Source organism: Haloferax sp. DFSO52, assembly GCF_048158745.1.
Classification (GTDB): Archaea; Halobacteriota; Halobacteria; order Halobacteriales; family Haloferacaceae; genus Haloferax.
The window spans coordinates 21570-43866 of sequence record NZ_JBLOPB010000003.1 but is presented as its reverse complement, the minus strand read 5'-3'; the positions used below and the strand labels follow the sequence as shown (position 1 = coordinate 43866).

General features: G+C 57.8%; 22 protein-coding genes. 8 read left to right on the top strand and 14 right to left on the bottom strand.

Annotation, left to right across the window (positions count from 1 at the left end; genetic code table 11):
* The first annotated feature begins 12 nt into the window (after positions 1–12).
* Positions 13–705, top strand: coding sequence for a nucleotidyltransferase domain-containing protein (locus ACK3SC_RS16280; protein ID WP_416841286.1), 693 nt, complete (start codon positions 13–15; stop codon positions 703–705).
* Complete coding sequence (locus ACK3SC_RS16275) at positions 695–1180, top strand: hypothetical protein (RefSeq protein ID WP_416841285.1); 486 nt, start codon at positions 695–697, stop codon at positions 1178–1180. The genes ACK3SC_RS16280 and ACK3SC_RS16275 overlap by 11 nt, the downstream gene beginning before the upstream one ends.
* Before the next feature lie 65 nt (positions 1181–1245).
* Here ACK3SC_RS16275 and ACK3SC_RS16270 read toward each other — a convergent pair whose 3' ends face one another.
* From ACK3SC_RS16270 to ACK3SC_RS16260, 3 genes are all read right to left on the bottom strand, one after another.
* Positions 1246–2613 carry a hypothetical protein gene (locus tag ACK3SC_RS16270; RefSeq protein ID WP_416841284.1) on the bottom strand — a complete coding sequence of 456 codons (1368 nt, stop codon included), beginning with the start codon at positions 2611–2613 and terminating at the stop codon, positions 1246–1248.
* A 54-nt stretch (positions 2614–2667) separates the two neighbouring features.
* Positions 2668–2961 (bottom strand): hypothetical protein, encoded by a 294-nt coding sequence (locus ACK3SC_RS16265; RefSeq protein WP_416841283.1) that lies wholly within the window; start codon positions 2959–2961, stop codon positions 2668–2670.
* 106 nt (positions 2962–3067) lie between these two features.
* On the bottom strand, positions 3068–3301 hold the full coding sequence (locus ACK3SC_RS16260; protein WP_416841282.1) for a DUF2249 domain-containing protein: 234 nt from the start codon (positions 3299–3301) through the stop codon (positions 3068–3070).
* 313 nt (positions 3302–3614) lie between these two features.
* On the opposite strand from ACK3SC_RS16260, the gene ACK3SC_RS16255 reads away from it, so the two are divergent.
* Positions 3615–5129 (top strand): phosphoenolpyruvate carboxykinase (ATP), encoded by a 1515-nt coding sequence (locus ACK3SC_RS16255; protein WP_416841281.1) that lies wholly within the window; start codon positions 3615–3617, stop codon positions 5127–5129.
* Between the two features lie 136 nt (positions 5130–5265).
* Here the strand turns inward: ACK3SC_RS16255 and ACK3SC_RS16250 are convergent, their stop codons facing one another.
* The 5 genes from ACK3SC_RS16250 to ACK3SC_RS16230 form a co-directional block, all read right to left on the bottom strand.
* Positions 5266–6429: a pyridoxal phosphate-dependent aminotransferase gene (locus tag ACK3SC_RS16250; RefSeq protein ID WP_416841280.1), complete on the bottom strand. Its 1164-nt coding sequence runs from the start codon at positions 6427–6429 to the stop codon at positions 5266–5268.
* A 447-nt stretch (positions 6430–6876) separates the two neighbouring features.
* Complete coding sequence (locus ACK3SC_RS16245) at positions 6877–7548, bottom strand: class I SAM-dependent methyltransferase (RefSeq protein ID WP_416841279.1); 672 nt, start codon at positions 7546–7548, stop codon at positions 6877–6879.
* Positions 7549–7634: 86 nt separating this feature from the next.
* Positions 7635–10112 (bottom strand): xanthine dehydrogenase family protein molybdopterin-binding subunit, encoded by a 2478-nt coding sequence (locus ACK3SC_RS16240; protein ID WP_416841278.1) that lies wholly within the window; start codon positions 10110–10112, stop codon positions 7635–7637.
* Positions 10105–10656: a (2Fe-2S)-binding protein gene (locus tag ACK3SC_RS16235; protein WP_416841277.1), complete on the bottom strand. Its 552-nt coding sequence runs from the start codon at positions 10654–10656 to the stop codon at positions 10105–10107. Before ACK3SC_RS16235 ends, ACK3SC_RS16240 begins: the two co-directional genes overlap by 8 nt.
* A 139-nt stretch (positions 10657–10795) precedes the next feature.
* A complete protein-coding gene (locus ACK3SC_RS16230) occupies positions 10796–11542 on the bottom strand; it encodes a polysaccharide deacetylase family protein (RefSeq protein WP_416841276.1) in 747 nt (248 codons plus the stop codon).
* A gap of 199 nt (positions 11543–11741) precedes the next feature.
* On the opposite strand from ACK3SC_RS16230, the gene ACK3SC_RS16225 reads away from it, so the two are divergent.
* Positions 11742–12584 (top strand): amidohydrolase family protein, encoded by an 843-nt coding sequence (locus tag ACK3SC_RS16225; RefSeq protein ID WP_416841275.1) that lies wholly within the window; start codon positions 11742–11744, stop codon positions 12582–12584.
* Positions 12585–12669: 85 nt separating this feature from the next.
* On the opposite strand, the gene ACK3SC_RS16220 is transcribed toward ACK3SC_RS16225, so the two are convergent.
* Complete coding sequence (locus ACK3SC_RS16220; RefSeq protein ID WP_416841274.1) at positions 12670–13551, bottom strand: FAD binding domain-containing protein; 882 nt, start codon at positions 13549–13551, stop codon at positions 12670–12672.
* 243 nt (positions 13552–13794) lie between these two features.
* Here ACK3SC_RS16220 and ACK3SC_RS16215 point away from each other — a divergent pair, with 243 nt between their 5' ends.
* Positions 13795–14655, top strand: a complete 861-nt coding sequence (locus ACK3SC_RS16215; RefSeq protein ID WP_416841273.1) for an amidohydrolase family protein — start codon at positions 13795–13797, stop codon at positions 14653–14655.
* A gap of 36 nt (positions 14656–14691) precedes the next feature.
* Here ACK3SC_RS16215 and ACK3SC_RS16210 read toward each other — a convergent pair whose 3' ends face one another.
* From ACK3SC_RS16210 to ACK3SC_RS16200, 3 genes are all read right to left on the bottom strand, one after another.
* Entirely contained in the window at positions 14692–15159 is a 468-nt protein-coding gene (locus ACK3SC_RS16210) for a CoxG family protein (protein WP_416841272.1), read from the bottom strand.
* Between the two features lie 59 nt (positions 15160–15218).
* Entirely contained in the window at positions 15219–15986 is a 768-nt protein-coding gene (locus ACK3SC_RS16205) for an MBL fold metallo-hydrolase (RefSeq protein ID WP_416841271.1), read from the bottom strand.
* Positions 15987–16123: 137 nt separating this feature from the next.
* Positions 16124–17038, bottom strand: coding sequence for an EamA family transporter (locus tag ACK3SC_RS16200; RefSeq protein ID WP_416841270.1), 915 nt, complete (start codon positions 17036–17038; stop codon positions 16124–16126).
* Between the two features lie 272 nt (positions 17039–17310).
* On the opposite strand from ACK3SC_RS16200, the gene ACK3SC_RS16195 reads away from it, so the two are divergent.
* From ACK3SC_RS16195 to ACK3SC_RS16185, 3 genes are read left to right on the top strand one after another with little or no spacing between them, the layout of a single operon-like run.
* Positions 17311–18441, top strand: a complete 1131-nt coding sequence (locus ACK3SC_RS16195; RefSeq protein ID WP_416841269.1) for a Bug family tripartite tricarboxylate transporter substrate binding protein — start codon at positions 17311–17313, stop codon at positions 18439–18441.
* Between the two features lie 46 nt (positions 18442–18487).
* Positions 18488–19078: a tripartite tricarboxylate transporter TctB family protein gene (locus ACK3SC_RS16190; RefSeq protein ID WP_416841268.1), complete on the top strand. Its 591-nt coding sequence runs from the start codon at positions 18488–18490 to the stop codon at positions 19076–19078.
* Positions 19078–20580, top strand: coding sequence for a tripartite tricarboxylate transporter permease (locus ACK3SC_RS16185; RefSeq protein WP_416841267.1), 1503 nt, complete (start codon positions 19078–19080; stop codon positions 20578–20580). Before ACK3SC_RS16190 ends, ACK3SC_RS16185 begins: the two co-directional genes overlap by 1 nt.
* Positions 20581–20680: 100 nt before the next feature.
* Here the strand turns inward: ACK3SC_RS16185 and ACK3SC_RS16180 are convergent, their stop codons facing one another.
* Both ACK3SC_RS16180 and ACK3SC_RS16175 read right to left on the bottom strand, forming a co-directional pair.
* On the bottom strand, positions 20681–21775 hold the full coding sequence (locus tag ACK3SC_RS16180) for an ornithine cyclodeaminase family protein (RefSeq protein WP_416841266.1): 1095 nt from the start codon (positions 21773–21775) through the stop codon (positions 20681–20683).
* 100 nt (positions 21776–21875) lie between these two features.
* The gene (locus ACK3SC_RS16175) at positions 21876–22295 is read right to left on the bottom strand and encodes a universal stress protein (RefSeq protein WP_416841265.1); all 420 of its coding nucleotides are present in this window, start codon (positions 22293–22295) and stop codon (positions 21876–21878) included.
* Between the last annotated feature and the right edge of the window lie 2 nt (positions 22296–22297).

Sequence of the window (22297 nt, the reverse complement as noted above, 5' to 3'; positions counted from 1 at the left end):
TATGCTCAAACAGTGTTCGACGAAACGAAACATAACACGCGGGTTTGCCTTCGTGTCTCTCCCGGAGGCGACACGAAGATATTCAGGCTTCGGGCGGCCGACGACGTGTTGCGACTCCTCGTCGACGCGCACGAATCTGCGTTCACGATGACGGAACTCGCCACGCAAACCGACCACAGTCGGTCGACCATCTGGCGGGCAGTCGGCTTGCTTGACGACCTTGGTGTCGTGAACATACGGGAGACGGCCCAGCGAAAGTACGTCAGCATCGACCCAGAACACCTCGAAAAAGATGACCCGATACTCGCTATCGAACAGGTCGAATATCACGCCCCAGTTCGTGAATTCGTCCAGCGTGTCGACTCTGCTGTCGAAGCGAGCGACGACATCGAACAACTGCTCGGAGTCCTCGTGTTCGGCAGCGTCGCTCGGGGAGACGCAGACCGGAAGAGCGACATCGACGTGTTCGTTCTCGTCGATGGTGACCGAACGGTTGCACGTCGTCTCGTCGCCGACGTTGCCTCCGAACTGGGCGAAGCGCGGTTCGATGGTGACCGATATACGTTCGAGACGTTCGTCGAATCACCTGAGAGTGCGCTGAGAGCAGGCGAGAAACTGCGAACCGTGTTCGACGAGGGAATCACGGTATTCGGTGGGAAACGGTTTCAAGAACTTCGGACCGAGGTGCTGACAGATGAGCGGTAACCGAATCGAAACGCTGGTCGAGGACGTACAGGCAGCGTTCGACCGCCGCCCTGAGGAAATCGAAGACGGATTGGAGACGAACGAAGCGGACGTTCTCCAACTTCGGAAGTCGTGTCGGTTGCTCGCGGGAGCGGACACACTCCTCGACCGGGGATTCTACACCATCGTCATCGAGACGTCGTTCGTCGCCATCGAACGGGTCGTCGAATTCAAACTACTCGAAGGTGGTGTCGAACCTCGTGACCTCCCCGGAACCCATCCGGGCGTGTACACAGAAGCGGCACGACGCGGCATCCTCTCTGAGTACGTCGCGACCAACCTCCAGGACCTCTGGCGGAATCATCGAGCGAAGACGTATTATCAGGACGGACTCGCAGCGAGAGAGCGCGCATCGAACCTGTACGAACTTGCGCTCGAAATCCACGAGTACGTCGTCAATCAGTCCTCGAAGCGTCACGAGTGTCTTTGCGAATAGACGAGCGACGACGTCCGTTGGTGCCGCTACCCCGGATTTTGAGTGGGCAGGAAAGCGGATGTTGACTACTTCCCACTGAGCGACTCGTTCGACTCACTCCCGGGGTTCGTGTCTGCCTCCAGCGAGGGTGACAAGACACCGAGAAGGGAGTGGTGGCTGTGCGTTCTGATGACCTGGACGACGTTGGCGACGAAGCATACGACTCCAGCGAATAGCAGCGTACTCCCGATACCAGTGACCATCGATGGAAGCGAGAACACGTCTGCGGCGACGAGTAGACCGGTCCCAGAAAGCAGTAAGATGAAATCGAGGGTCGCGATTCGGTCGCTGTAGAGGTCGTCTATCATCGGAACGGGTTCGAACCCGAGCAAGTCGCTGTAGCGGTTGACCCAGACGATGAAGGGGACGACGTGATACAGGGTCCCGAAGACGACGAATCCGATGAATCCGACGATGAGGAGGTAGTAGGACGATGGTGCGCCAAAGAGCGTGTCATGCGAGAGCGGGTTCGTGAGCCAGACAGGCAGTGCGAGGAGGCTCCAGAGCGCGAGTGCGGGCGCGACGACGGCGTACCGGGTGAGCATCGGATTCCACTGGACAGACGTTTCGTACAATCGCCGCCCGAGGATGATGCTGAACCCGAGGAGCGTCAGTGCGACGAGCAGGCCGCCAATTTGTGCGACGAGGAGACTGTCGAGGAGACGCCCCGTCGCGAGAAGGACGACTCCCACGGGGTAGCCGACTTCTTCGGCCCGTTGTAACCAGAGGTCGATTCCATGGAGCTTCGTCTGGGTAAACATCGTCCCAAGCTGGTAGAGTGCACCGAGAATCGTCGTGACGACTGCCCCGAAGACGGCGAGAGTCGCGTGTGCAGAGAGCACTGACCCACGTGACACAGACAGTGGTGCGAAGATTGGATAGACCAGGTCGAGGGCGAGCAGGAACCCGAAGCTCGTCAGGAGAAAAACGAACCCAAGCGCCACCCAGAAGTGTCGCTCTGTCACGTCGTAGTCTGAAACCTCCCAAAGTGTCCGGCTGATGTTGTATACGAACAGCCAAAACCCGAGGAGCATCGCGCTCCCGAACACTGGAAGGAAGACGAAGCGTGCCATGAGAAAACTACTGGCGAATCCGACCAGCCCACCGGCGACCAACCACAACTGCATCGTCGCGAGCCGTCGTGAGTGGAGTTCGACGCCAGACCACACGGGGACGAACTGCGTCATCGCCCCCATAATCGTGACACAGACCCAGCCGGCGAGCAAGAGGTGGATGTGAGCGAGAATCGCGGTGCTCGGAACGACATCGAACGCGATACCGAGTGCGAGACTCAGGCCAAGCAGGAGCAATCCGAGCGCGACGACGAAGTGCCGAAGCGGCACGGTCATCGGTGGTTGCCGAGATGTATCAATTTCCCCTGGAACGACGCTCATAGTCGAACACTAGAGGGATGCAATCGTACACCTACTGCCGAACATATTCGGCGTCTATCGGAGTTCGTGCGGTTCGTCGATGTCGTCTATCTCGTACAGTTCTATCGCAGTGTGAACTGTCTCCTCACAGACTGTCGAATCATCCAAAGCAGTGAGCGTCGGAGAGAGGACGCCGTCGACGATTTCTGTCGCCATCTTCACGAGTGTTGCACGTTGTGCGTCGGTGAGCGTTCCGTTCGTTTCGAAGCTGGAGAGTGCTTGCTGGAGTTCCCGTCGTTTGACTCGCTCTCCGTGGGTACGGATGGCCCGCTTGACGTGTTTCGGTTCCGTTTCGACCGAGTTTGACATCTTTTTGGCCCCTTCGTCACAGCGTGGCGTCGCAGGAGTTGTCTCCTCGCGCCCATCAGCGGACCGACAACCCCACCTGGAAGCCGGGATGATTACGCAGTTTCTGTTACTTCTTCGGGAACGTCGCGACGAACTCAGCTGGTGTTCGACGTTCGACGGCGTAGTTCTCGGCGTCGAAGTCCTCCTTTTCGGCTTGCATCTCGTAGAACAGTGGCTTCGGTTCGTGGTCGTTGACGATGGTGAGCGCTTCTCCGCTTTCGAGGTCGTCGAATGCAGCGTGAATCTTGGGGTGGCGCTCGGCTGGTGGAATCGTACGAACGTCGAGTGTCGTTTCGGACATACGAGTCTCACTCGATGCTATCGTATCGAGGGCGTTGCCCCGAATATGTTCGTGGCCAGTGTTCACTGGACGATTAAGCTCCCGGACTGCCTGATTGAACACTGCATAACTCGTCTGTTCGATTTCATCGACCGATGCCAGATTCTCGGTTCTCCCGGTGACTCGCCAGTAAATCGAGGACCAAACAGCGCCATTCGAACCGACAATTGAATCTCTTGACAGGTGAGTATTTACCCTCACACAAGTAATTATTTTCACGGATATTTACGGATTCAATAACCTTATCGTGGCGAGTCGTAGTGAATCAGGTAGAATGGAAGAATCCGTCCTCTGGCCAACCACAGCTGATTTTCCAAACCCGGTCACAGCCGACCACGTCACGTACAACCCCTCACTCACTGAACTCCGTGAGTACTCTGCACACCTCGAAACGACCACCGAGTACGGTGCCCCGTCGTACGTCAGTGACTACCGTTCACGAAGCGCGGCCCAAACGTCGACTTCCATCGACGATTCGTTCGATGACGACGACTTCGACGTCATCCAGCGTGGCATCGAGTGGGTAAGCGACCCGTCGAACGACGTGCTGTGTGTCGACCGAGTTGTCGGCCGAAACGAGGACGTGTCGGCCGTCTGCAGACTGTTCCTTCCCAAAGAGTACGGTCGGATTGCCCTCGCGTGGGCGAAGCTTCTCGAACCGAGTGACGGTGCCGAACCTGATTTCATCACGGTTCAGCTTCCCGACGCGACGGACGAACCGTGTATTCGAATTCTCCCCGAAGCGGGACTCACGACAGTTCTCGGCAGCGACTACACCGGTGAGGCGAAGAAATCGTTCCTTCGACTGTTTATGTTCCGAGCGAAACAGGCAGGCGGACTCGGGCTTCACGCCGGCAGCAAACGCGTCACGCTCGACGACGAAGACGGCCACCGTGACGTTGGTCAACTCTACTTGGGACTGTCGGGTACGGGGAAGTCGACGCTGACGAGCCACGGGCTCTGGCTCGAGGAGCCAGAAGGTGCAGAGATGCTTCAGGACGATGTTTGCGCACTGCTCCCGTCAGGGACTGTCGCCGGGAGCGAAGGCGGCGGCCTCTACATCAAAACGCTCGGCCTGGACGCTGACCAACAACCCGAACTCCACAGGGCCGCGACCAACGAGAGCGCCGTGCTCGAGAACGTCTCTGTCGACGCCGACGGAGTCGTCGACTTCGACGAACCAGCGTACGGGCGGAATGCACGTGCGGTGATTCAGCGCGACTGCCTCGAAAGTTCTGCTGCAGACATCGACCTCGACCGAGTCGACCAGGTGTTCTTCATCACGCGCAACCCGCTGATGCCGCCGATTGCGAAACTCAACGAGGCGCAGGCCGCTGTCGCGTTCATGCTCGGCGAATCTGTCGAGACGAGCGCTGGTGACCCGTCACGCATCGGCGAACCGATTCGAGTCGTCGGAACGAACCCCTTCATCGTTGGCTCGAAAGGCGAAGAGGGGAACCGATTCCGCGAACTCATCGCCGACCTGAACGTCGATTGTTTCGTCATCAACACCGGTGCAGTCGGCACCACCGACCCGGTAGACGTCGGTGTCGAAGAGACCGTCGCAATCCTCGAAGGCGTTGCCCGCGGCAGTATCGACTGGGCCTACGACGAGACGCTCGGACTGACGGTCCCGACGAACGTCCCCGGTATCGACATCGGCCAGTTCGTCGTCGCTGACCACGTCGAAAACTTCGATGAGATGCACAGCGAACTGCGCCAGGAGCGGCAGGCGTACCTGTCGCAGTTCAGCGAACTCGACGACGATATCCTCACCTCGACGTACTGAGTCGAGCCCTGATTTGGCTGGGACTGTCGATTGCACTGTGGCGGGCCGGTAATCAGGCGGTCAGATGGTTCGGTAGTCCGTAATCCAGTGGTCAGGTGGTATGCCGGTCCGAACCAACGTCGACAGCGACGTGTGACTACCAGAATCGATTCGTGTTCAACCGGCCGAGAGCTTCCTCGATTGTGGCCTCGTTGCGAGAGAAGGTGAACCGAACCCACTCTGCAGAGCCTTCTGTGTAGAAACTGCTCCCCGGGACCACTGCGACACCTGCCTCGCGAATGAGGCGGAGGGCGAACTCGGTGTCGTCTTCGGCTCCGGGATAGCGGGTGAGCATGTAGTACGCACCATCCGGTTTTACGGGGTCTAGACCGACGTTCTGGAGTCCGTCGTAGAGCAAGTCACGGCGGCGTTCGTACGATGCAGAGAGCGCTGAATAGTAATCTTCGGGGAGCGACAGCGCCTCGACACCGGCTTTCTGGAACGGCGTGGGCGCACAGATGCTCGTGTAGTCGTGGACTTTTCGGAGTTCGGCTGAGAGTGGTTCGGGCGCGAGGGCGAACCCGACTCGCCACCCAGTCACCGAATAGGTTTTCGAGAGTCCCGTACAGACGACGGTTCGGTCGGCGAGGCCGTCGATTTCGACGGGACTGACGTAGTCGTCTGTATAGACGATGTGTTCGTAGATTTCGTCGGTGACGACGATGAGGTCTTCCGCCGCTGCGACAGCTGCGACGAGTTCGAGTTCGTCGCGCGTGAAGACGTTCCCCGTCGGGTTGTGTGGATGGTTGAGAATGAGAATCGACGCGTCTGTGGCGGCCTCACGAAGCGCGTCTGGGTCGATTTCGAGGCCATCCGTGATGTCGAGCGGCATCAATCGGCCGCCTGCGAACTGGGCAGCAGGGATGTAACTCTCGTAGGTCGGTTCGAAGTAGATGACGCCGTCGCCGGGGTCACAGAGCGCGAGAAGTGTTGCGACCACCGCTTCGCTCGTTCCGGTGGTGACGGTAACTTCGGTTTCTGGGTCGTAGCGAACTCCTTTCCACTCCTCGTACCGGCCGGCGACTGCGTCGCGGAGTTCCGGGAGTCCCCACGTAATTGTGTACTGACTCGACGTGTCGATCGCGTCCTTGGCGGCCTGTTTAACGGTCGCTGGCGTTTCGTCTTCGTCGGGGATTCCCTGTGAGAGATTGATTGCACCGTGTTTGTGTGCCTCGCGCGTCATCTCTCGAATGACGGACTCGCGCATTCCATCGACGCGATGGCTCCCGATAGGCCGTGAAAACGGAGACGGATTGGGCATATGTTGGCTGGGTGAGACTCACACATGAATCTTCGTGGGGCCGGAGAGTTGTTGGGGTACGTATGGTGACCTCTGCCCCTCCGTTGGTGAATCGATGAGACAGGTAGGCCGGGTTTCGAAACGGTAAATTCTGGAGATAGAATTTCATAATCTATGCAATACTGATGGGCAGGACCAACTCCGTCAATTTTCTTTTTAGTAAATTCATCTGAACTTTTTTAAATAATGTCCGAATCTCCATTAGTCACCGCATCTTACGTGTACTATTCGCTAATTGTGATTGTTAGCGAATGCAATGCCGCTTTGATATTGTTAATATATAACAATACTGCCGGTGGGTGACTGTACCGTTTCACTGCACTATTGTCATGAATCACACGACGACCGGTCCACTGCTGGCGACAAGATTACCAACGCCACCAAAACCTGTGAGGAAATACGACGCGGTCAGTCGTTTCGGAGCGTCGCAACCACGACGAACGTCTCACGCCGTTCCTGGGCGGCCTGAATCTTGAAGCCGTGGTCGAGCAACAGCGTTTGGACAGTTGCGAGGTCGAAACATTCCTCGGGAGCGGGGCCGCGTTCACGGTCGCCAACACCTGTCGCAGACCAATCGACGACGACGAGACGACCACCCGGACGAATGATACGGGCGATTTCGTCGAGCGAATCAGAAACGCCATGGTGGAACGTTCGGAGGGAGACTGCACCGTCTAATTGGTCGTCATTCAATGGCGTCGAATGCACATCTGCGGTCACCAGTTCGACGTTCTCTGGGACACCTCTGTCTCGATAGTGTTCGTGCATCCCCTCGTAGACATCCACGGCGTACACGACATCGACGATTGGTGCGATTTCGTCGGTGTAGAATCCTGTCCCGCTTCCCAGGTCGGCGACGACCCAGTCCGGTTCGGGATTGAGCCACTCGCGGAGTTCTTCGGCAGAGAGATATCGATACTGAACGGGGTCGTTCAAGCGGTCAGCGCGGTCGGTGAAATCGTGGTCGTGGTCGTGAGAGTGTTCGTGATGGTGGTCGTGAGAATGGCCATTGTCGTGGTCGTGTGAGTGGTCGTGTGAGTGTCCGTGAGTGCTGCCATCGGTGTGCTCGTTCTCGTCCATACACGCCTCTCTCACGCAGTTGATTTGTGACTACCGACAGGCTTCGAACGTCGGACGGTCCCCAAAAAGTGAGCCCGGTGGGTGGCTCAGGTGTCGTCGGCTTCGACGTCTTGGACGAGTTCCCACACGCGGTCGGGCGTAATGGGGAGTGTGTCGATATCGACATCGACCTGTTGCAGTGCATTTCGCACTGCGTTCGAGAGCGCTGGGACGACAGCTTGCGTTCCGGCTTCCCCAGTCCCTTTCGAACCCAGCTCAGTGAATGGGGATGGCGTTTCGATGTGCTCGTGACGCATCTTCAACCGCTCTTTGATCGTCGGCATCGAGTAGTCCATGAGGGAATCCGTCTGGAGCGTCCCCGTCTTGTCGTACTCGTGGAACTCGTAGAGCGTGCTCGCGTATCCGTGGAAGGTACCGCCTTCGATCTGTCCGCGAACGATGAGTGGGTTGACGACTGTTCCCGCGTCGTGGACGGTGACGTAGTCTTTGATTTCGACGACGCCCGTCTTGATGTTCACCTCGACGACGGCGAAGTGTGCACCGAACGCGTACGTCATCGACGAGTTGACTTTGTCGTCGTCGGTGACGGCTGTCGCTTGGTCCATCCCCGTGACGGTGAGCGAAGCCAATTTTGGCTCGACGTCTTCCGGGAGGTCCTGTGGGTTCCAGTACGTCGTCCCGGCGATGCGGCGGAGCGAGATGGATTCACCGCTCTCACTGATTACGGCACCATCTCGAAGTTCGACCGTCTCGACGTCCACGCCGAGTAAGTGTGCGCCGATGGTCTCAGCTTGGTTTCGAACCTTGCGCGCTGCTTTCGCGATTGCAGAGTGGCCAATGGTCCCGAAGCGCGACGAGTACGTCCCCGAGGAGATGACCCACGAATCTAACCCGGTGTCGATACCGGTGTTGACTTGCACGTCGTCGAAGTCGACTCTCAGTTCGTCGGCGACGATTTGACTCGCCGTCGTCTCGTGACCCTGTCCTTCGGGTGAGTCCGTGAGTTCGACCTTTACGGTTCCGTCGGGGCCGATAATGACGGTTGCAGCCTCGACGGCACCGGATTTCGAGTACCGACGCATCTCTTTCGGAAGGGCGACGTCGAGGTAGCCCATGTTCGATGCTTGCGGGTCGACGACCGCCGACATCCCGATGCCGATGAGTGTGTCGGGATCGTCGCTCTCGGTCGAGAAACCGTCGTAATCGATGGCATCGAGTCCCATCTGCATCGCACGCTCGTACTGACCGCTGTCGTACAGTCCGCCAGTGAGCGACTCGAATGGGAACGCATCGTCCGTGATGAAGTTACGAAGCCGAAGTTCGGCAGGGTCCATGTCGATCGTCTCTGCCATCCGGTCGACGAGACCCTCTAACGCGAAGTAGTGCAGGTGACAGCCGTATCCACGGTGGGGGCCGGTCGGACACTTGTTCGTCCGCACGGTGTACAGTTCGGCACCGAGCGCGTTCATGTCGTACGGCCCTTGCCAGTTCCCGATTGGTCGGTACGTCGCGCCTGGTTCTGGTGGGCGGACGTAGCCGCCGAAGTCGTCGAACTGACGGAAGCGAATCGCACGGATGTCGCCGTCGTCGTCGACTGCTCCTTCGAGGTACTGGACGCGGTTTGCGTGCATCGAACTCGCGAGCAAGTGTTCCTGTCGAGACTCGATCCACTTCACCGGGACACCGGTCTCCATCGAGACTGCCGACAAGAGGACGATGTACGGGTAGAGCGAGCACTTCACTCCGAAGCCACCACCCTGATCCGACGGGACTTTCAGGCTGATACGGTTCTCTGGGAGCGGAAGCACACTTGTCGAGACAGCGTGGAGTGAGAACGGCCCCTGGAAGTTCGCCCAGATGTCCAGTGTATCCTGTCCGTCGTCGTAGTCTGCGATGACACCGTACGTTTCGAGCGGCGGATATGCGGTTCGTGGGTACTCGAACCGTTCTTTGACGATGTGGTCGGCGGCAGCGAACTCCGCGTCGACGTCGCCGTATTCGAGTTCACGATAGTTTGCGACGTTGCCACCCTCGTGCACTTGCGGGGCGTCGTCTTCGACCGCTTCTTCCGGGTCGAGAATGGGGTCGAGTCGTTCGTACGAGACGTTGATGAACTCCAGGGCGTCGTGTGCTCGATATCGGTCGTCGGCGACGACGACGGCCACGGGCTCTCCGTTGTAGCGGACCTTATCGACAGCAATCGGGTAGTAGGCATTCGACGGGTTCTGCACGGAGGCGGGGAAAGGGTCGACGAGTTCTGCGACCTGTTCACCCGTGACGACGGCGTGAACCCCGTCCATGTCGAGTGCAGCGCTCGCATCGATATCTTCGATACGTGCATGCGCGTGTGGGGAGCGGAGAACTGAGATATATTTGAGATTCGGGACCGGCTCGAGGTCGTCGATGTATCGCCCGCGGCCGGTCGTCAGGCGGTTGTCCTCTTTTCGCTTTTCACCCCGACCGACGTACTTTCCTTTGGACTCTGGCTCGTTTGTTCCTTGCTCGGTCGACCCAGATTGAACAGCTGCGGTCCCACCATCCGGTCGTGGTTGCTCTTCAGTCATCGGCTGGCTCCGTCTTGGCCTGCCTCGAACGGAGTTCGTCCGCTGCCCATTCGATACTCTCGACGATGCTGTTGTAGCCCGTACAGCGGCAGATGTTCCCTGAGACGGCGTTCTCGATGTCTTCTTCTGTCGGGGAGTCGTTCTCGGAGAGGAGACCATACGTCGAGAGCACGAACCCCGGTGTACAGTACCCACACTGTAACCCGTGTTTCTCCTTGAACCCTTTTTGAATCGGGTGAAGCAGTTCACCGTTGTCTTCGACGGCGATGCCCTCTTCTTCAGCCTTCGCCGCCAGCCCACGCGCTGTCATGACGTCTTTTCCATCGACTTGCATGCTGTACATCATACAGGATTTCATCGGTGTCCCGTCTACGACGACGGTACAGGCACCGCACTTTCCGACGACACATCCCTGATGGACTCCAGTGCACCCGGCGTCCTCACGGAGGAAGTGGACGAGGAGTTTCCTGTCTGGAACTTCCTGGACGACCTCGTCCCCGTTAATCGTCGTCGTGACGGTACTCGAATAATTATTAGTGGTCATTGAGTTACTGATTGTTTTGAACCATTCTTATTAAGCATTACCGAGGGGTGAGTGAGTATCCAATCGGCTGAACTGCTGAATTACCCCCTCATCTCTATGTTTGAACGGGGTGTGAGTAACCCGTCTCTGTCGATTGACGTTACTCGATGCGGAGCGGTCGGAGGCAATCGAGAACCACGCCGACGCCACCCTCGTCGAGTTGGGTGCGAACGGAACTGGGGTTCGCCGCCTCGATCCAGTCGCCGAACTCGTCCATCGCATCGTAGTAGTCGAGCAGATTCGGGTGGAAGAGGAACGTCTCGCCATCTCCGACCGCCGCTTCGAGTTGGTCGAACGTCTCGTCAGCAGGCGTTCCGCCTTCCAGCAATCGAGAATCGTGTGGGTACACGGAGTCGACGAGTTCGATGTCGTCGGGAACCGACGCACCCTCGTCTGGCTTTCCGAGAACCCACCCGAGACCGAGTTCGGACGCCGCTTCGAGAGTTCCTTCACTGACGGCCTTGAATGGGGCGAAGAAACCCGTCGGCGTGATGGATGTCGCGTCTTCGATAGCGGCCATCCCGTTCGAGAGGTCGTCGTACGCGGTGTCGTACGAGAGACCGCCGAACTTGACGTGGCGGTGTCCGTGAAGTGTGACCTCGTGTCCTGCGTCGTGGACCATCTCGATATACGCCCCTTGGTCATCGACGTCGCGGCCGAGGAATGCGATACTTGCGGTCGCCCCGACGTCAGTAAACAGGTCGGAAACGCGCCCGAAGTCCGACTCGTCGTACGTCGCGAGGATGTGATACGAGCGTGCTTTGACGGCTCGGTCCGTCTCTGCACCTGCAACGAACGAGAGGAATGCCTCGACTTCGCGACGCTTCATGTCGCTAATTTCGTCCATACAAAGTCGCTTTCTGGCTCGTCTATTAAATTTACCTGCGTCTCGTCTCTCACGTAGCCCAAATCGACGACTGAGCCGAAAGTCCATACGTCGGTTGAGCCGAAAGTCCATATACCCCGAAACCGAGGTGGTGGTACGTAATGAACAGCAGTCGCATACGCACCCCCAGTAGCTGTATTCACACCGAGAGGGACGAGCGATGACGATTCCGACGTTCGATGGCGGCGTCGACGCGCACATCCACGTCGGTAGGAGAGAACATTTCAGTGACCGCCTCTATTCACTCATCGAACGGTTCAACCCCGACATCGCAGCCGTCGTCGAGCGTGACGGTGAAATCCCTCCTGCAGTCGTCGAATCCGCGCTCGACGAAGCGAACCTCGAGTACGCAGTTCTCTTGGCCCACGAAACTCCATGCGTCGATATCGAGATACCGAACGAATACGTCCTCGACTACGCCGAGGGGAACGACCGGTTCATCCCGTTCGTCTCCGTGAATCCGAACGGTCACTTTCAGCCGACAACCTATCTCGAACGCCTCGTCGAACGGGGTGCTCGCGGATTGAAACTGTACCCCTCGTATCAATACTTCTACCCCAACGATAGTGCCGTTTACCCGCTCTACGCCACGGCACAGCGACTCGAAATTCCAGTCATGTTCCATACCGGAACGTCGGTGTTCGAAGGCTCACGGACAGATTTCTCACGACCGATGTGGATGGACGACGTTGCCTGCCACTTCCCCGACCTCACACTAATCATGGCACACGGCGGACGTCCTGCCTGGTGCGACGAAGCGGTCACGCTCACGCAGTTACACGACAACCTCTACATGGATATCTCGGGTATCCCACCGCACAGTCTCGTCGACCAGTACTTCCCCAAGTTAGCGAAGATCGCACACAAAGTTCTCTTCGGGACCGACTATCCGAGTACACCCGCTATCTCGCAGAACATCGCGGGCATCGCAGAACAGGGCATCTCGGACGAAGCGCTTCAGCAGATGGTCGTCGAAACGCCACATCGAGTGCTAGGTATCTGAACGTCGTTTCGAGGCCGTTCTATCCTCACCGAAAATGAGCGGCGAAGTTGAACCGTACTGAGCTTCCAGTTGAACCGTACTGGGCTTACAGGTCTTCGACCGAACGGTCGTACGCCGTCTGAAGCGCTTTGCGAGTAAACTCACCCGCCATTGCACGCTTGTACGCCCCCTCTCTGTCTTCTTGGTCTGGCATGGCATCGTCTTCGACTGCTGCTGCGGCTTCGTCGAGCGCAGTCTCGTCGAGCGACGTTCCGACGACGGCAGCTGCAGCGTCGTCCGAAGAGAAGAGTGGACCAACGCTTCCGACGACGACACGGGCGTCAGTTATCGTCTCGTCTTCGTCGACGTGAACGACTGCCGCAACACCCACGATTGCGTAGTCACCCGAGCGGTTCGTGTGTTTCTTGTAGGTACTTCCGACACCGGCGGCATCCGCGACGAGCGGTAATTTCGGCATCCGGACTTCGGTGAGCAGTTCGTCCTCTTCGATGTCGACGGTGAACATCCCGAAGTAGAACTCGTCGAACGGGATGACACGGTCGCCGTCGGGTCCGGTGACGACGACGTCCGGATTCAGCAACTTCATCACAGGCATGTAATCGCCGTCGGGGTCAGCTTCGACGACTGTGCCGCCAACCGTTCCGCGGTTCCGAACGAGTTGATCGGCGATTTTAGAGATACATTCACTGAAGAGAGAGACGTGTTCTTGGACGACTGCTGACTTCTGGACGTCCGCGTGTGTCGTGACCGCACCGATTCGAATCTCGTCGGCAGTCTCTTCGATGTAGTCTAATTCGTCGATTTCAGAGATGTCGATGAGTTGGTCTGGGATGGCGAGTCGTTCTTTCTGCAGTGGAATGAGGCTCTGTCCCCCTGCGAGAATCTCCGCAAATTCGTACTTCGCTTTCAGCGAAAGAGCATCTTCTACCGACTCGGCAGAAAAATACTCGAACTCCGAGGGATACATCGTACTACTGGATTCCAGCCAACGATAATAATTCTTCCCCAGCGGTGTTCACCTCGGAGTGTGTTTCGACTCACAGCCCTCGCACGTTCTGTCGGGTTACTGTCTTCACATCGTTCGGTCTCCCACCGCATCCCTCTCAGGGGGTCACTGCCCTCGTGTGGTGTACAATCTACAGACGAGAACGGGTGTGTCAGGACTTACCAATCCGAACCTTATTTATAATCCGATAGAGAAGAGAACTCGATGCGAATCGACTGCCACGTACACATGAATCCATTCTGGCTCGCCAAGCAGCGGGCTATCGATAAGTTCCGCAACCTCCAACGTCGTTTCGACGAGGCGTGGGAGATGGCCGAGAATCCAGAATTATTCCTCGAGTACCTCGACGACCAGAACATGGACGGTGCCGTCGCAATCAACTACGTCTCGCCTGACATCGTCGGATATCCATCGGAAGTAAACGAGTACGCCGCCGAGTTCCGCGACGCTGCGCCCGACCGTCTCCGTTCCGTGGCTGGTATCGACCTTCGTGGGAGTGCAGATGATGTCCACGAGCGGATGGACCGAATCATCGACGACCTCGACCTCGACGGTGTCAAGATTCACCCCCCGCATCAGGACGTTCGCCCGAACGCGTACCGTGACCCGCCGGTTGGCAACAACGACGAAGGGCTCGAAGCGGTCTATCAGCGATGTGCCGATGCAGACATCCCAGTCGTCATCCACACTGGGACGAGTTTCTTCCCCGGTGCCCGGAACATTCACACCAACCCTCTCTACGTCGACGACGTCTGCATGGACTTCGACCTCGACGTCGTGATGTGCCACGGTGGCCGGCCGCTGTACTACGACGAAGCGTTCTATCTCTACCGCCGACACGACAACATCTACTTCGATATCTCGTCTATCCCGCCGACGAAACTTATGGACGCATTCCCACGCCTGGAAGATATCGCCCACAAGACGATGTTTGGCTCCGACTGGCCGGCACCGATGATTCCGGACATCAGCAAGAACGCGGACGACGTCGAAGCGCTGGACCTCTCGGACGAGGCGAAAACGTCGATAATGGGAGACACTGCGAAAGAGGTATTCAACTTCTAGTCGGTCCGCAGGTCTGGCGCTATTTTTTAGAACCTCTTACTCTGAGACGACAGCTTCCGACTCGATTTCTTCTTGCAGTCCGTCGAAGAAGGTCGAGAGATCTTTGTCGATCTGGCGTTTGATGAGGCGACTGCCGAGCGAGGCGAGTCGACCGGTAAACTCGATGTCGGCAGCGTAGTTGAGCACCGAGCTCTCACCGTCATCGACGACGCCACTTTCGATGGAGATGTCGCCCGCTGCAGTACTATTCGTCCGGTTGTCAGATCCTTCCATCGTGACAACGACCCCGCTCGGACGGTCGTCTTCGACGACTTCGAACAGCAAATCCATCGTCACAGAGATACTTGCCATGCCACGCCGTACTTCCGCGCTGAATTCGGTTTCGGAGAGACGTTCGACAGACTGTGCGCCAGGGATACATGTTTCGAGGACCTCCGCCTGGAACGAGACATCCCAGACGGTTGCCACTGGTGCGTCAAATGCTTGCTCACCTTCGAGGTGCATGATGACGAGTACCAAAGAATGATACATAAATTGCTCGGTCAGCCACCCCGAGCGGAAGCTCAGTGGAACGCTTGTCGTGCGGTGGCGTCGGTGACGTTCGGTGGGAGTTCGCGGAGTTCAGACCGGTTGCTCGATATCTCGGTCGTCGTCGCGGACGCGGGTGAGAACTGGAGATTCACACCCCAGTCGACGTCGATAGTGGCAATCGGCTCTCCGTCTTCGATGTAGAATGGGGTGTCGTGTCCCGGAACGACGAAGTCGAGTCGTTCGGCCATCCGTTCGAGGGTATCGATGGCTGCCTCTTTACTGTAGAGGACCATCGGGTTCATCGTCGACAGTTCGCGTGTGTTTTTGACGGCGTCGCCAGTGAACCCATAGGTGAGGTCGTCGTCTTCGAGAACGAACGCGACGTGGTGTTCCGTGTGCCCCGGCGTTGGAACGACCTCCATGCCGTTGATCACGTCACCAGCTTCGAAGAGGCTCACCTCGTGGCCATCGAAGAGCGACGGTCCCTGAATGGGGGTCGCCCAGTCGTACTCACCGTCTTCGAGCCGCTGCATCTCCGGTTCGTAGACGTGAATCGTCGCGTCGGGGAACAGGTCGATGTTGTCGCAGTGGTCGAAGTGGACGTGCGTGAGCAGCACGTCTTCGACGTCTTCAGGTTCGACGTCGACGTTCTCGAACGATTTCTCCAGCACTGGACGCCGACCAATCGAGCCAACGTCGACCATTGTCGTCTTGTTTACGAGGACCGCCGACGCCTGGCCGAGGTACCCGTGACTCGAACGGCCGGGGATGCCGTGCAGTAGGATGTCAATGTCGGACATACAGATGTGTTATTTTGGAAGGTACTATATAAACGTTCTACAGCCGGCAGGCACGGTCACCTCGATGCGGCCGCCACTCGGGGTCTATTCTCGACCACGGATTCACCCACGGGGGCCGATTGTCGAACCCGCGTCCGTTAAATCTGGATGAGAATACCACCGAAGAGGACGAGTAAGATTGCACTGATAACCGTCGGTGACCGAGGAAGTTCACGGGCTTGGACATATGCGATTCCCATGACGACAAGCGGCGAGATGTTGAATATCGGAACGACGGTGACGATCGTCCCGAGTTGGAGCGCGAAGAACTGAGCGAGCCACGCGAGCGCGACGACGACCCCCGAGAGGGCGAACACTCCGACTGCCCAGGGAGAACACTGCGTCAGTCGCGTGCGTGCCGTGCGTGAGGTGGCCAGATAGACACCGAAGACGACGAGTCCAGTCGTCTGTGTGACCGCAGTGGCGATGAGTGGTTCTCCGAGGCGGTCGAGGCCATACTTGATGATGATCGAGCCGACGACGTAGATGACCATCGCCATCACTGGGTAGAGGAGGTCGGAGACAGAGGCCGTCCTGAGCGTACGAACCAACAGGTCAGTCTGCCCTCCATCGGCCAGTGTATCGCCCGTGCGCATAGACTGAAGCCCAACGACGCCGACGACGATGAGCACGAGTCCAGCGACAGCTGTCGCTTCTGGTCGCTCAGCGAGGACGACGACTGCGAGTATCGCAGCCAACGCTGGATTCACTGACTTGATGACCACAGAGAGGCTGGCGTTGGTCCGGGCGATTCCCTCGAAGAAGAACAGTCTGAACAGAGCTGGGTAGGCGATGCCGGCGACGAAGAACGGTGCCAACTGGAGGAGCGTTACGTCCGCGAGTGGCGGCTGACGGATGTACACGAGCGTCCAGAACGCAACGACGCTGACGATACTGCTGATGACCGCGGCTGCGACTGATGACCCTTCTCGCGTCCCGGTCTGTATGATGACTGCATTCGTCCCAAATAGACACGCTGCTGCGATGGCCAGTGCGATGCTGTACTCGACCATCGATTACCTGCGTGCGAGGAGTGTCTGAAGGTTGGTGCATCGCAGTAGTGAGATTTGACTGCTGTGTTGGACTCTACTCGGAGGGGGCGTACGGCTACCTAGGTGCATCAACCACCAATCGCTGGTGGGCCACCTAAATCGTGCGGTCGTATGATACAGTACTCAAATTAGGGTAAAACCCCGCGTACAGCGGCCAACCGTCGATTTCTATGACAATCTGACGACAGGGATAACAAATATTTATGTAGTATAGCGGTAAACCACGTCACGTTATGCCAAAGCAAACGGGTAACGACAGTAACGGGTACGACCGACGCCGCTTCCTACGCGGACTGACAGTCGCAGGTGGAGTCGGAATGGTGGGACTCGCTGGATGTACAGGAAGCGGTAACGATGGCGGTAGCGGCGGAGACAGCGGCGGTGACAGCGGTGGAGATAGTGGCGGTGACAGCGGTGGAGACAGCGGCGGAAGCGACAGTGGTTCCGACAGCGGCGGAAGTGACTTCCCAACGAAGGAAGTCACGATGGTCGTTCCGTTCGGTGCGGGTGGCGGTACAGACACCCAGTGGCGCGGAATCAAGCCATACTTCGAGGAAGCGCTCGGGGGGAACTCTGTCGTCGACAACCGGTCCGGCGCAACTGGTCGCCAGGGGATGAACTACATGTCCCAACAGGACCCTGACGGGTACACGATGGGATGCATCTCGATTCCGACCGGCCTCCTCGGTGCGACGCTGTACGATACACAATACTCGATGGAAAACCTCACGAAGATCGGGATTCCATCTGCTGCGTACTTCGCATTCGTCTGCCAGGATGGCCGCTGGAGCGGCATCGAGGAGTTCGTCGAGTACGCGGAGTCTGCAGACGAAGTTCGAGTCGGTACAGTCGGCCGTGGTGGCTCGAACCACTTCCTTGCGATTACGACGCTCGACGCGTTGGGTATCGATGTCAAAAATAAGGTCGTTGGGGTGCCCTTCGACTCTGGTCCAGAGATTGGCACTGCCATCGCCCGTGGTGACGTTGATATTGGAACGCCCGGTGAAACCGGAATTACGGGGCTCGTCGAAGAAGATAAAATCGACATTCTCTACGTCGCACGTCCAAACCCATCTGAACTGTTCCCGGACGCACCGGTTCTCAGTGATGCCTCCGAAGCAGTCGGCTCGGAACTGCCGCTCATCGCACTCGAACTCGGTGTCTTCGCCCCAGCAGGGGTGGACAGTGACGTGCAAAAAGTCCTCTCAGACGCGATCGTCGAAGGCGCGCAGATGGACGGGTACAAAGAATGGGCGGCTACGCAAGGCCTGAACATCGTCGCAGCAGGGTCCGACGAGCTGTCCGACCGCATCGCTGGTTTGCAAGAGAGTGCGAAACGCTACGAAGAACTCGTCGACAACTGAGCAAACAGCACATAGCTTTATCTTCACCAAGGTAAGTGGGAATAGCATGGTTATCTATGACCGTCTCAAGCGTTCTTTGACGCAAGACGAACCATCGTGGTTTTACCGGAATTGGGAACTACTGGTTTTCTTCGTGGGGTTTGTTCTCCTCGCATGGATGTCAACGAGTTACGAGTTGAGTGCTCGACAGTTCCCGTTCGTATTTTTAGCTATCGGGGCGATCGCGCTCGCAGGAGAACTCGTCGTCCATATGCTTCCAGACCAATACGCAGAAAAAATTCGACGGATGACGAGTGGACTCGCCGCGGATATGGATGCGGACGACGCACTCGACGAAGAGGACGAAGCGGCCCAGACAGAAGCGGAGTCAGCGGGACACGACGAGGACGAAAGTGACCTCTGGAATCTGGCGAAGGCACTCGTCCCACTGGGACTGTTCATCGTTCTGTCGTACCTGATTAGCTTCCTCATCGCAATTCCAGTGTACGTGTTCTCGGTGTTCTACCTCGTCGGAAGCAAGAACTACCGTAACGCGTTTATTATCTCTGGGTTCCTCATGTTGGCGACGTACTTCCTCTTCGGTGAGATCATGAACGTGCCCATCGCTGACGGTGAACTCGTCGGGACGGTGTTCTGATGGTCGCGTCCATCCCACTCGTCACGACGAGTTCGTTAGTCGAAGCACTCGGAATCATCCTCGACCCGCGACTCATCGCGTTGATTTTCCTCATCAGCATCATCGGCGTCATCCTCGGCGCGCTCCCCGGTGTGGGCCCGACGCTCGCAATGGCGCTGTTCTTTCCGTTCACGTTCGTCCTCGAACCTGAAATCGGGTTGATGATTATGGCGGTTCTCTATGGCTCGACGACGTTCGGTGGGTCCATCTCCGCCATCCTCGTCAACGTCCCGGGGACACCCGGTTCGGCAGCGTCACTGCTTGACGGATACCCGATGACGTTGAACGGAGAGGGTGCAAAGGCGATTGGGATATCCACCTTCTCGTCATTTATCGGTGCCGTCATCGGACTCTTCTTGCTCGCGCTGTTTGCTCCGCTGCTCGCCCAACTCATCTTCGTGTTCGGCCCAGCAGAGTTCTTCTTGCTGGCCGTCCTCGGGTTCTCGACCGTCTCCGCGGTGAGTGGGCAGTCCATCTTCAAATCTGTCGCTGCGATGAGTCTGGGCGTGTTCTTCGCCTCGGTCGGGACCGACCCGATTCGGGCGATGCCGCGGTTCACCGCCGACACACTGTACCTCCAAGGAGGAATCAACCTCATCGTCATGCTCGTCGGACTGTTCGCCATCTCACAGGCGATCGAACTCGCACTCGGGTCCGACACGCAGTTGGAAAGTAGCGGTTCTGTCGGCGGAAACGTCTGGGACGGCATCCGCGAAGTCTTCAACGACAAAATCGGTGTCGTCAGGGGGAGTGTCATCGGAACCGTCGTCGGTTCGATTCCAGGGCTGGGTATCGCTGCCGCAAACTTCCTGTCGTACATGACGGCTGTGAACTCCTCGGACCACCCAGAGCGGTTCGGAACCGGTGAACCGAAAGGCGTCATCGCAGCCGAATCCGCGAACAACGGGAGTGCCATGGGTGCGCTCATACCGGCGATGGCACTCGCCATTCCCGGCGGGGCGGCGGCCGCAGTGTTCATCGGAACGATGCTCACCTACGGCATCACGCCCGGCCCGAACGTGTTCGAACAGACGCTCCCGTACGTCGTGTTCCTGAGCATCCTCATCGGCAACGTCGCGTTCCTCATCTTCGGCCTCTTCGGAGCCAAGTACGTCGCACGCGTCACGTCGCTGCCCAGCGACGTGCTCCTCACCAGTATCGTCGTCTTCGCCCTGCTCGGCGCGTTCACGGTCCGAAACAACATCCTCGACGTCGGTGTTGCCGTGTTCTTCGGTCTCCTTGGATTCCTCATGGCCCGTCGTGGCTACTCTCTGGTGTCGTTCATTCTCGGATTCATCCTCGCCCCTATCGCAGAACGCGGATTCCAGCGGGCGCTGCTGATTTCGAGCAACGACTACACCGTGTTCTTCGCTCGGCCAATCGATATCCTTCTGATTCTCATCTCGGTCGTCGTGCTGTTCTCGCCGGTCATCATCCGATACCGGTCTAATTCTTCGAGCTAAGCCGACCGAGAACGCTGTTTTTCCGGTTGTTCAAAATCATTCCACACTGACGACGCGGCCACCCAAACGCTGTGTACTCGAAATCACCGAACCGTGATGCTCACTTTCTGAGGAACACCTCGTCGCGGATGCGAGCGAGGTCGTGGTTGTACTGCGTGAAGAACGCAGAGTCGATTTCAGTCCCGAGGCCATCGCTCTCAGCGATATCGTAGAGGTGTTTACACACTGCTGCGAACTGAATTCCCATACCGACGTTGTTGTTGTGGTACGTGATTTGGTTCCCACTCGACCTGCCGTGGATTTCATTCCCGACGACGAGGTCTGCGAGTTCGTAGATATCGTCGTCTGTGAGGTCGTTTCGACGGAGCGGGCCATACAGCTCCGGTTGCTTGTCTACGTAGACCGATTCGAGAGAGTTGACGACCACGATGTCGCTGCGGCGGACGGTCTCGTCATCGGTCTCGCGGCGTGGGATGAACGCGTCGCTCCCAATCATCGTGTTCACGTGTGTCCCGGGTTCGAGCCACGAACCGTCGAACACTGGTTCGTTCGAGTTCGTCGCAGTCGTGACGATATCACAGCCACTCACTGCCTCTTTCGGGTCTTCGACCGGGACGACGTCGGGGTCGACGACGTCGTCGAGTCGTGCTGCGAAATCTGCCCGGCGGTCGGGGGCTGTACTGTACACTCGAATCTCGTTGAGGTCGCGGACGACACACGCGTGTTCAATCTGGAGTGCTGCTTGTGTTCCAGAGCCGAAGAGGCCCATCGTCTTGCTATCTTCTCGTGCGAGGTGTCGAATCCCGACTGCGCTCGTCGCAGCCACGCGAAACGGGTTCACGTAAAAGTCTTGGAACATCGCCAGGAGTTCGTTCGATTCCGTGTCGAACAGTAACACGAGCCCAGCAAACGCATCCGGGAATGCGAACCGAACGTTACCGCGTTTTTCAGTCAGGTCGACAGTCGCCGAGTCCAGACGAATGGCCATCGCGTTCTGGCTCGGGACGACACCTGCCATCTCGTTGAACCAGTAGTACTCGTCATCAGTCCCTTCTCGCGGGAGATAGATCCGTCGTCGTGGGAGCGTTTTCGCGCTCCGTCTCCCGAGTTCCTCGAAGGCGTTTTCGATGAGGTCGATGACCGTGTCGGGGGTGAGAAGCGACGAAATATCGTCGTTCGTTAACAACCGGGTCATGAATACTGATGGATGGACCAAGAACCTGCATAACTGTATCGTCGCCTGTGCGATCAGTACGTGTAGACGCTTGTTGGACTCAACCGTCGTGTCGTCTGATTCAGACGACGACAACCGGGATTTCAGCGCTCAGAAGAACCCGCTGGGTCACACTGCCGGCGAGTACTTTTCCGACGGGTGAGCGGCGACGGCTGCCGATGACGATGAACGCTGCGTCGTGCGTCTCTGCGTACGTGTTGATCTGCGTGACGACATTTCCAACCAACCCGACCGCATCGAAGTCGTTGGTGACGTGCGAAGCAGCGTCGCTCGCGATATCCTTCGCCTTCGTCCGAATCTCGTCCATTCCGAGCGCTCGGCCTTTCTTTGAGACGTTCGAGCGTTCTAAATCGAGGAACGTCGTCTCGTTGAGGACGTGAACGACGTGTAATTCAGTTTCAAATCTTCGGGCGAGTTTGTCTGCTTCCTGAACGATTTCTGTGGCCCGGTCCGACCCATCAACAGCGGCAACGATTACCATTT

What these genes read in the sequence shown, in the direction of transcription:
- ACK3SC_RS16275 (WP_416841285.1), top strand. Translation starts at nt 695, where the DNA reads ATGAGCGGTAACCGAATCGAAACGCTGGTCGAGGACGTACAGGCAGCG.
- ACK3SC_RS16270 (WP_416841284.1), bottom strand. Translation starts at nt 2,613, where the DNA reads ATGAGCGTCGTTCCAGGGGAAATTGATACATCTCGGCAACCACCGATG.
- ACK3SC_RS16265 (WP_416841283.1), bottom strand. Translation starts at nt 2,961, where the DNA reads ATGTCAAACTCGGTCGAAACGGAACCGAAACACGTCAAGCGGGCCATC.
- ACK3SC_RS16260 (WP_416841282.1), bottom strand. Translation starts at nt 3,301, where the DNA reads ATGTCCGAAACGACACTCGACGTTCGTACGATTCCACCAGCCGAGCGC.
- ACK3SC_RS16255 (WP_416841281.1), top strand. Translation starts at nt 3,615, where the DNA reads ATGGAAGAATCCGTCCTCTGGCCAACCACAGCTGATTTTCCAAACCCG.
- ACK3SC_RS16250 (WP_416841280.1), bottom strand. Translation starts at nt 6,429, where the DNA reads ATGCCCAATCCGTCTCCGTTTTCACGGCCTATCGGGAGCCATCGCGTC.
- ACK3SC_RS16245 (WP_416841279.1), bottom strand. Translation starts at nt 7,548, where the DNA reads ATGGACGAGAACGAGCACACCGATGGCAGCACTCACGGACACTCACAC.
- ACK3SC_RS16240 (WP_416841278.1), bottom strand. Translation starts at nt 10,112, where the DNA reads ATGACTGAAGAGCAACCACGACCGGATGGTGGGACCGCAGCTGTTCAA.
- ACK3SC_RS16235 (WP_416841277.1), bottom strand. Translation starts at nt 10,656, where the DNA reads ATGACCACTAATAATTATTCGAGTACCGTCACGACGACGATTAACGGG.
- ACK3SC_RS16230 (WP_416841276.1), bottom strand. Translation starts at nt 11,542, where the DNA reads ATGGACGAAATTAGCGACATGAAGCGTCGCGAAGTCGAGGCATTCCTC.
- ACK3SC_RS16225 (WP_416841275.1), top strand. Translation starts at nt 11,742, where the DNA reads ATGACGATTCCGACGTTCGATGGCGGCGTCGACGCGCACATCCACGTC.
- ACK3SC_RS16220 (WP_416841274.1), bottom strand. Translation starts at nt 13,551, where the DNA reads ATGTATCCCTCGGAGTTCGAGTATTTTTCTGCCGAGTCGGTAGAAGAT.
- ACK3SC_RS16215 (WP_416841273.1), top strand. Translation starts at nt 13,795, where the DNA reads ATGCGAATCGACTGCCACGTACACATGAATCCATTCTGGCTCGCCAAG.
- ACK3SC_RS16210 (WP_416841272.1), bottom strand. Translation starts at nt 15,159, where the DNA reads ATGCACCTCGAAGGTGAGCAAGCATTTGACGCACCAGTGGCAACCGTC.
- ACK3SC_RS16205 (WP_416841271.1), bottom strand. Translation starts at nt 15,986, where the DNA reads ATGTCCGACATTGACATCCTACTGCACGGCATCCCCGGCCGTTCGAGT.
- ACK3SC_RS16200 (WP_416841270.1), bottom strand. Translation starts at nt 17,038, where the DNA reads ATGGTCGAGTACAGCATCGCACTGGCCATCGCAGCAGCGTGTCTATTT.
- ACK3SC_RS16195 (WP_416841269.1), top strand. Translation starts at nt 17,311, where the DNA reads ATGCCAAAGCAAACGGGTAACGACAGTAACGGGTACGACCGACGCCGC.
- ACK3SC_RS16190 (WP_416841268.1), top strand. Translation starts at nt 18,488, where the DNA reads ATGGTTATCTATGACCGTCTCAAGCGTTCTTTGACGCAAGACGAACCA.
- ACK3SC_RS16185 (WP_416841267.1), top strand. Translation starts at nt 19,078, where the DNA reads ATGGTCGCGTCCATCCCACTCGTCACGACGAGTTCGTTAGTCGAAGCA.
- ACK3SC_RS16180 (WP_416841266.1), bottom strand. Translation starts at nt 21,775, where the DNA reads ATGACCCGGTTGTTAACGAACGACGATATTTCGTCGCTTCTCACCCCC.
- ACK3SC_RS16175 (WP_416841265.1), bottom strand. Translation starts at nt 22,295, where the DNA reads ATGGTAATCGTTGCCGCTGTTGATGGGTCGGACCGGGCCACAGAAATC.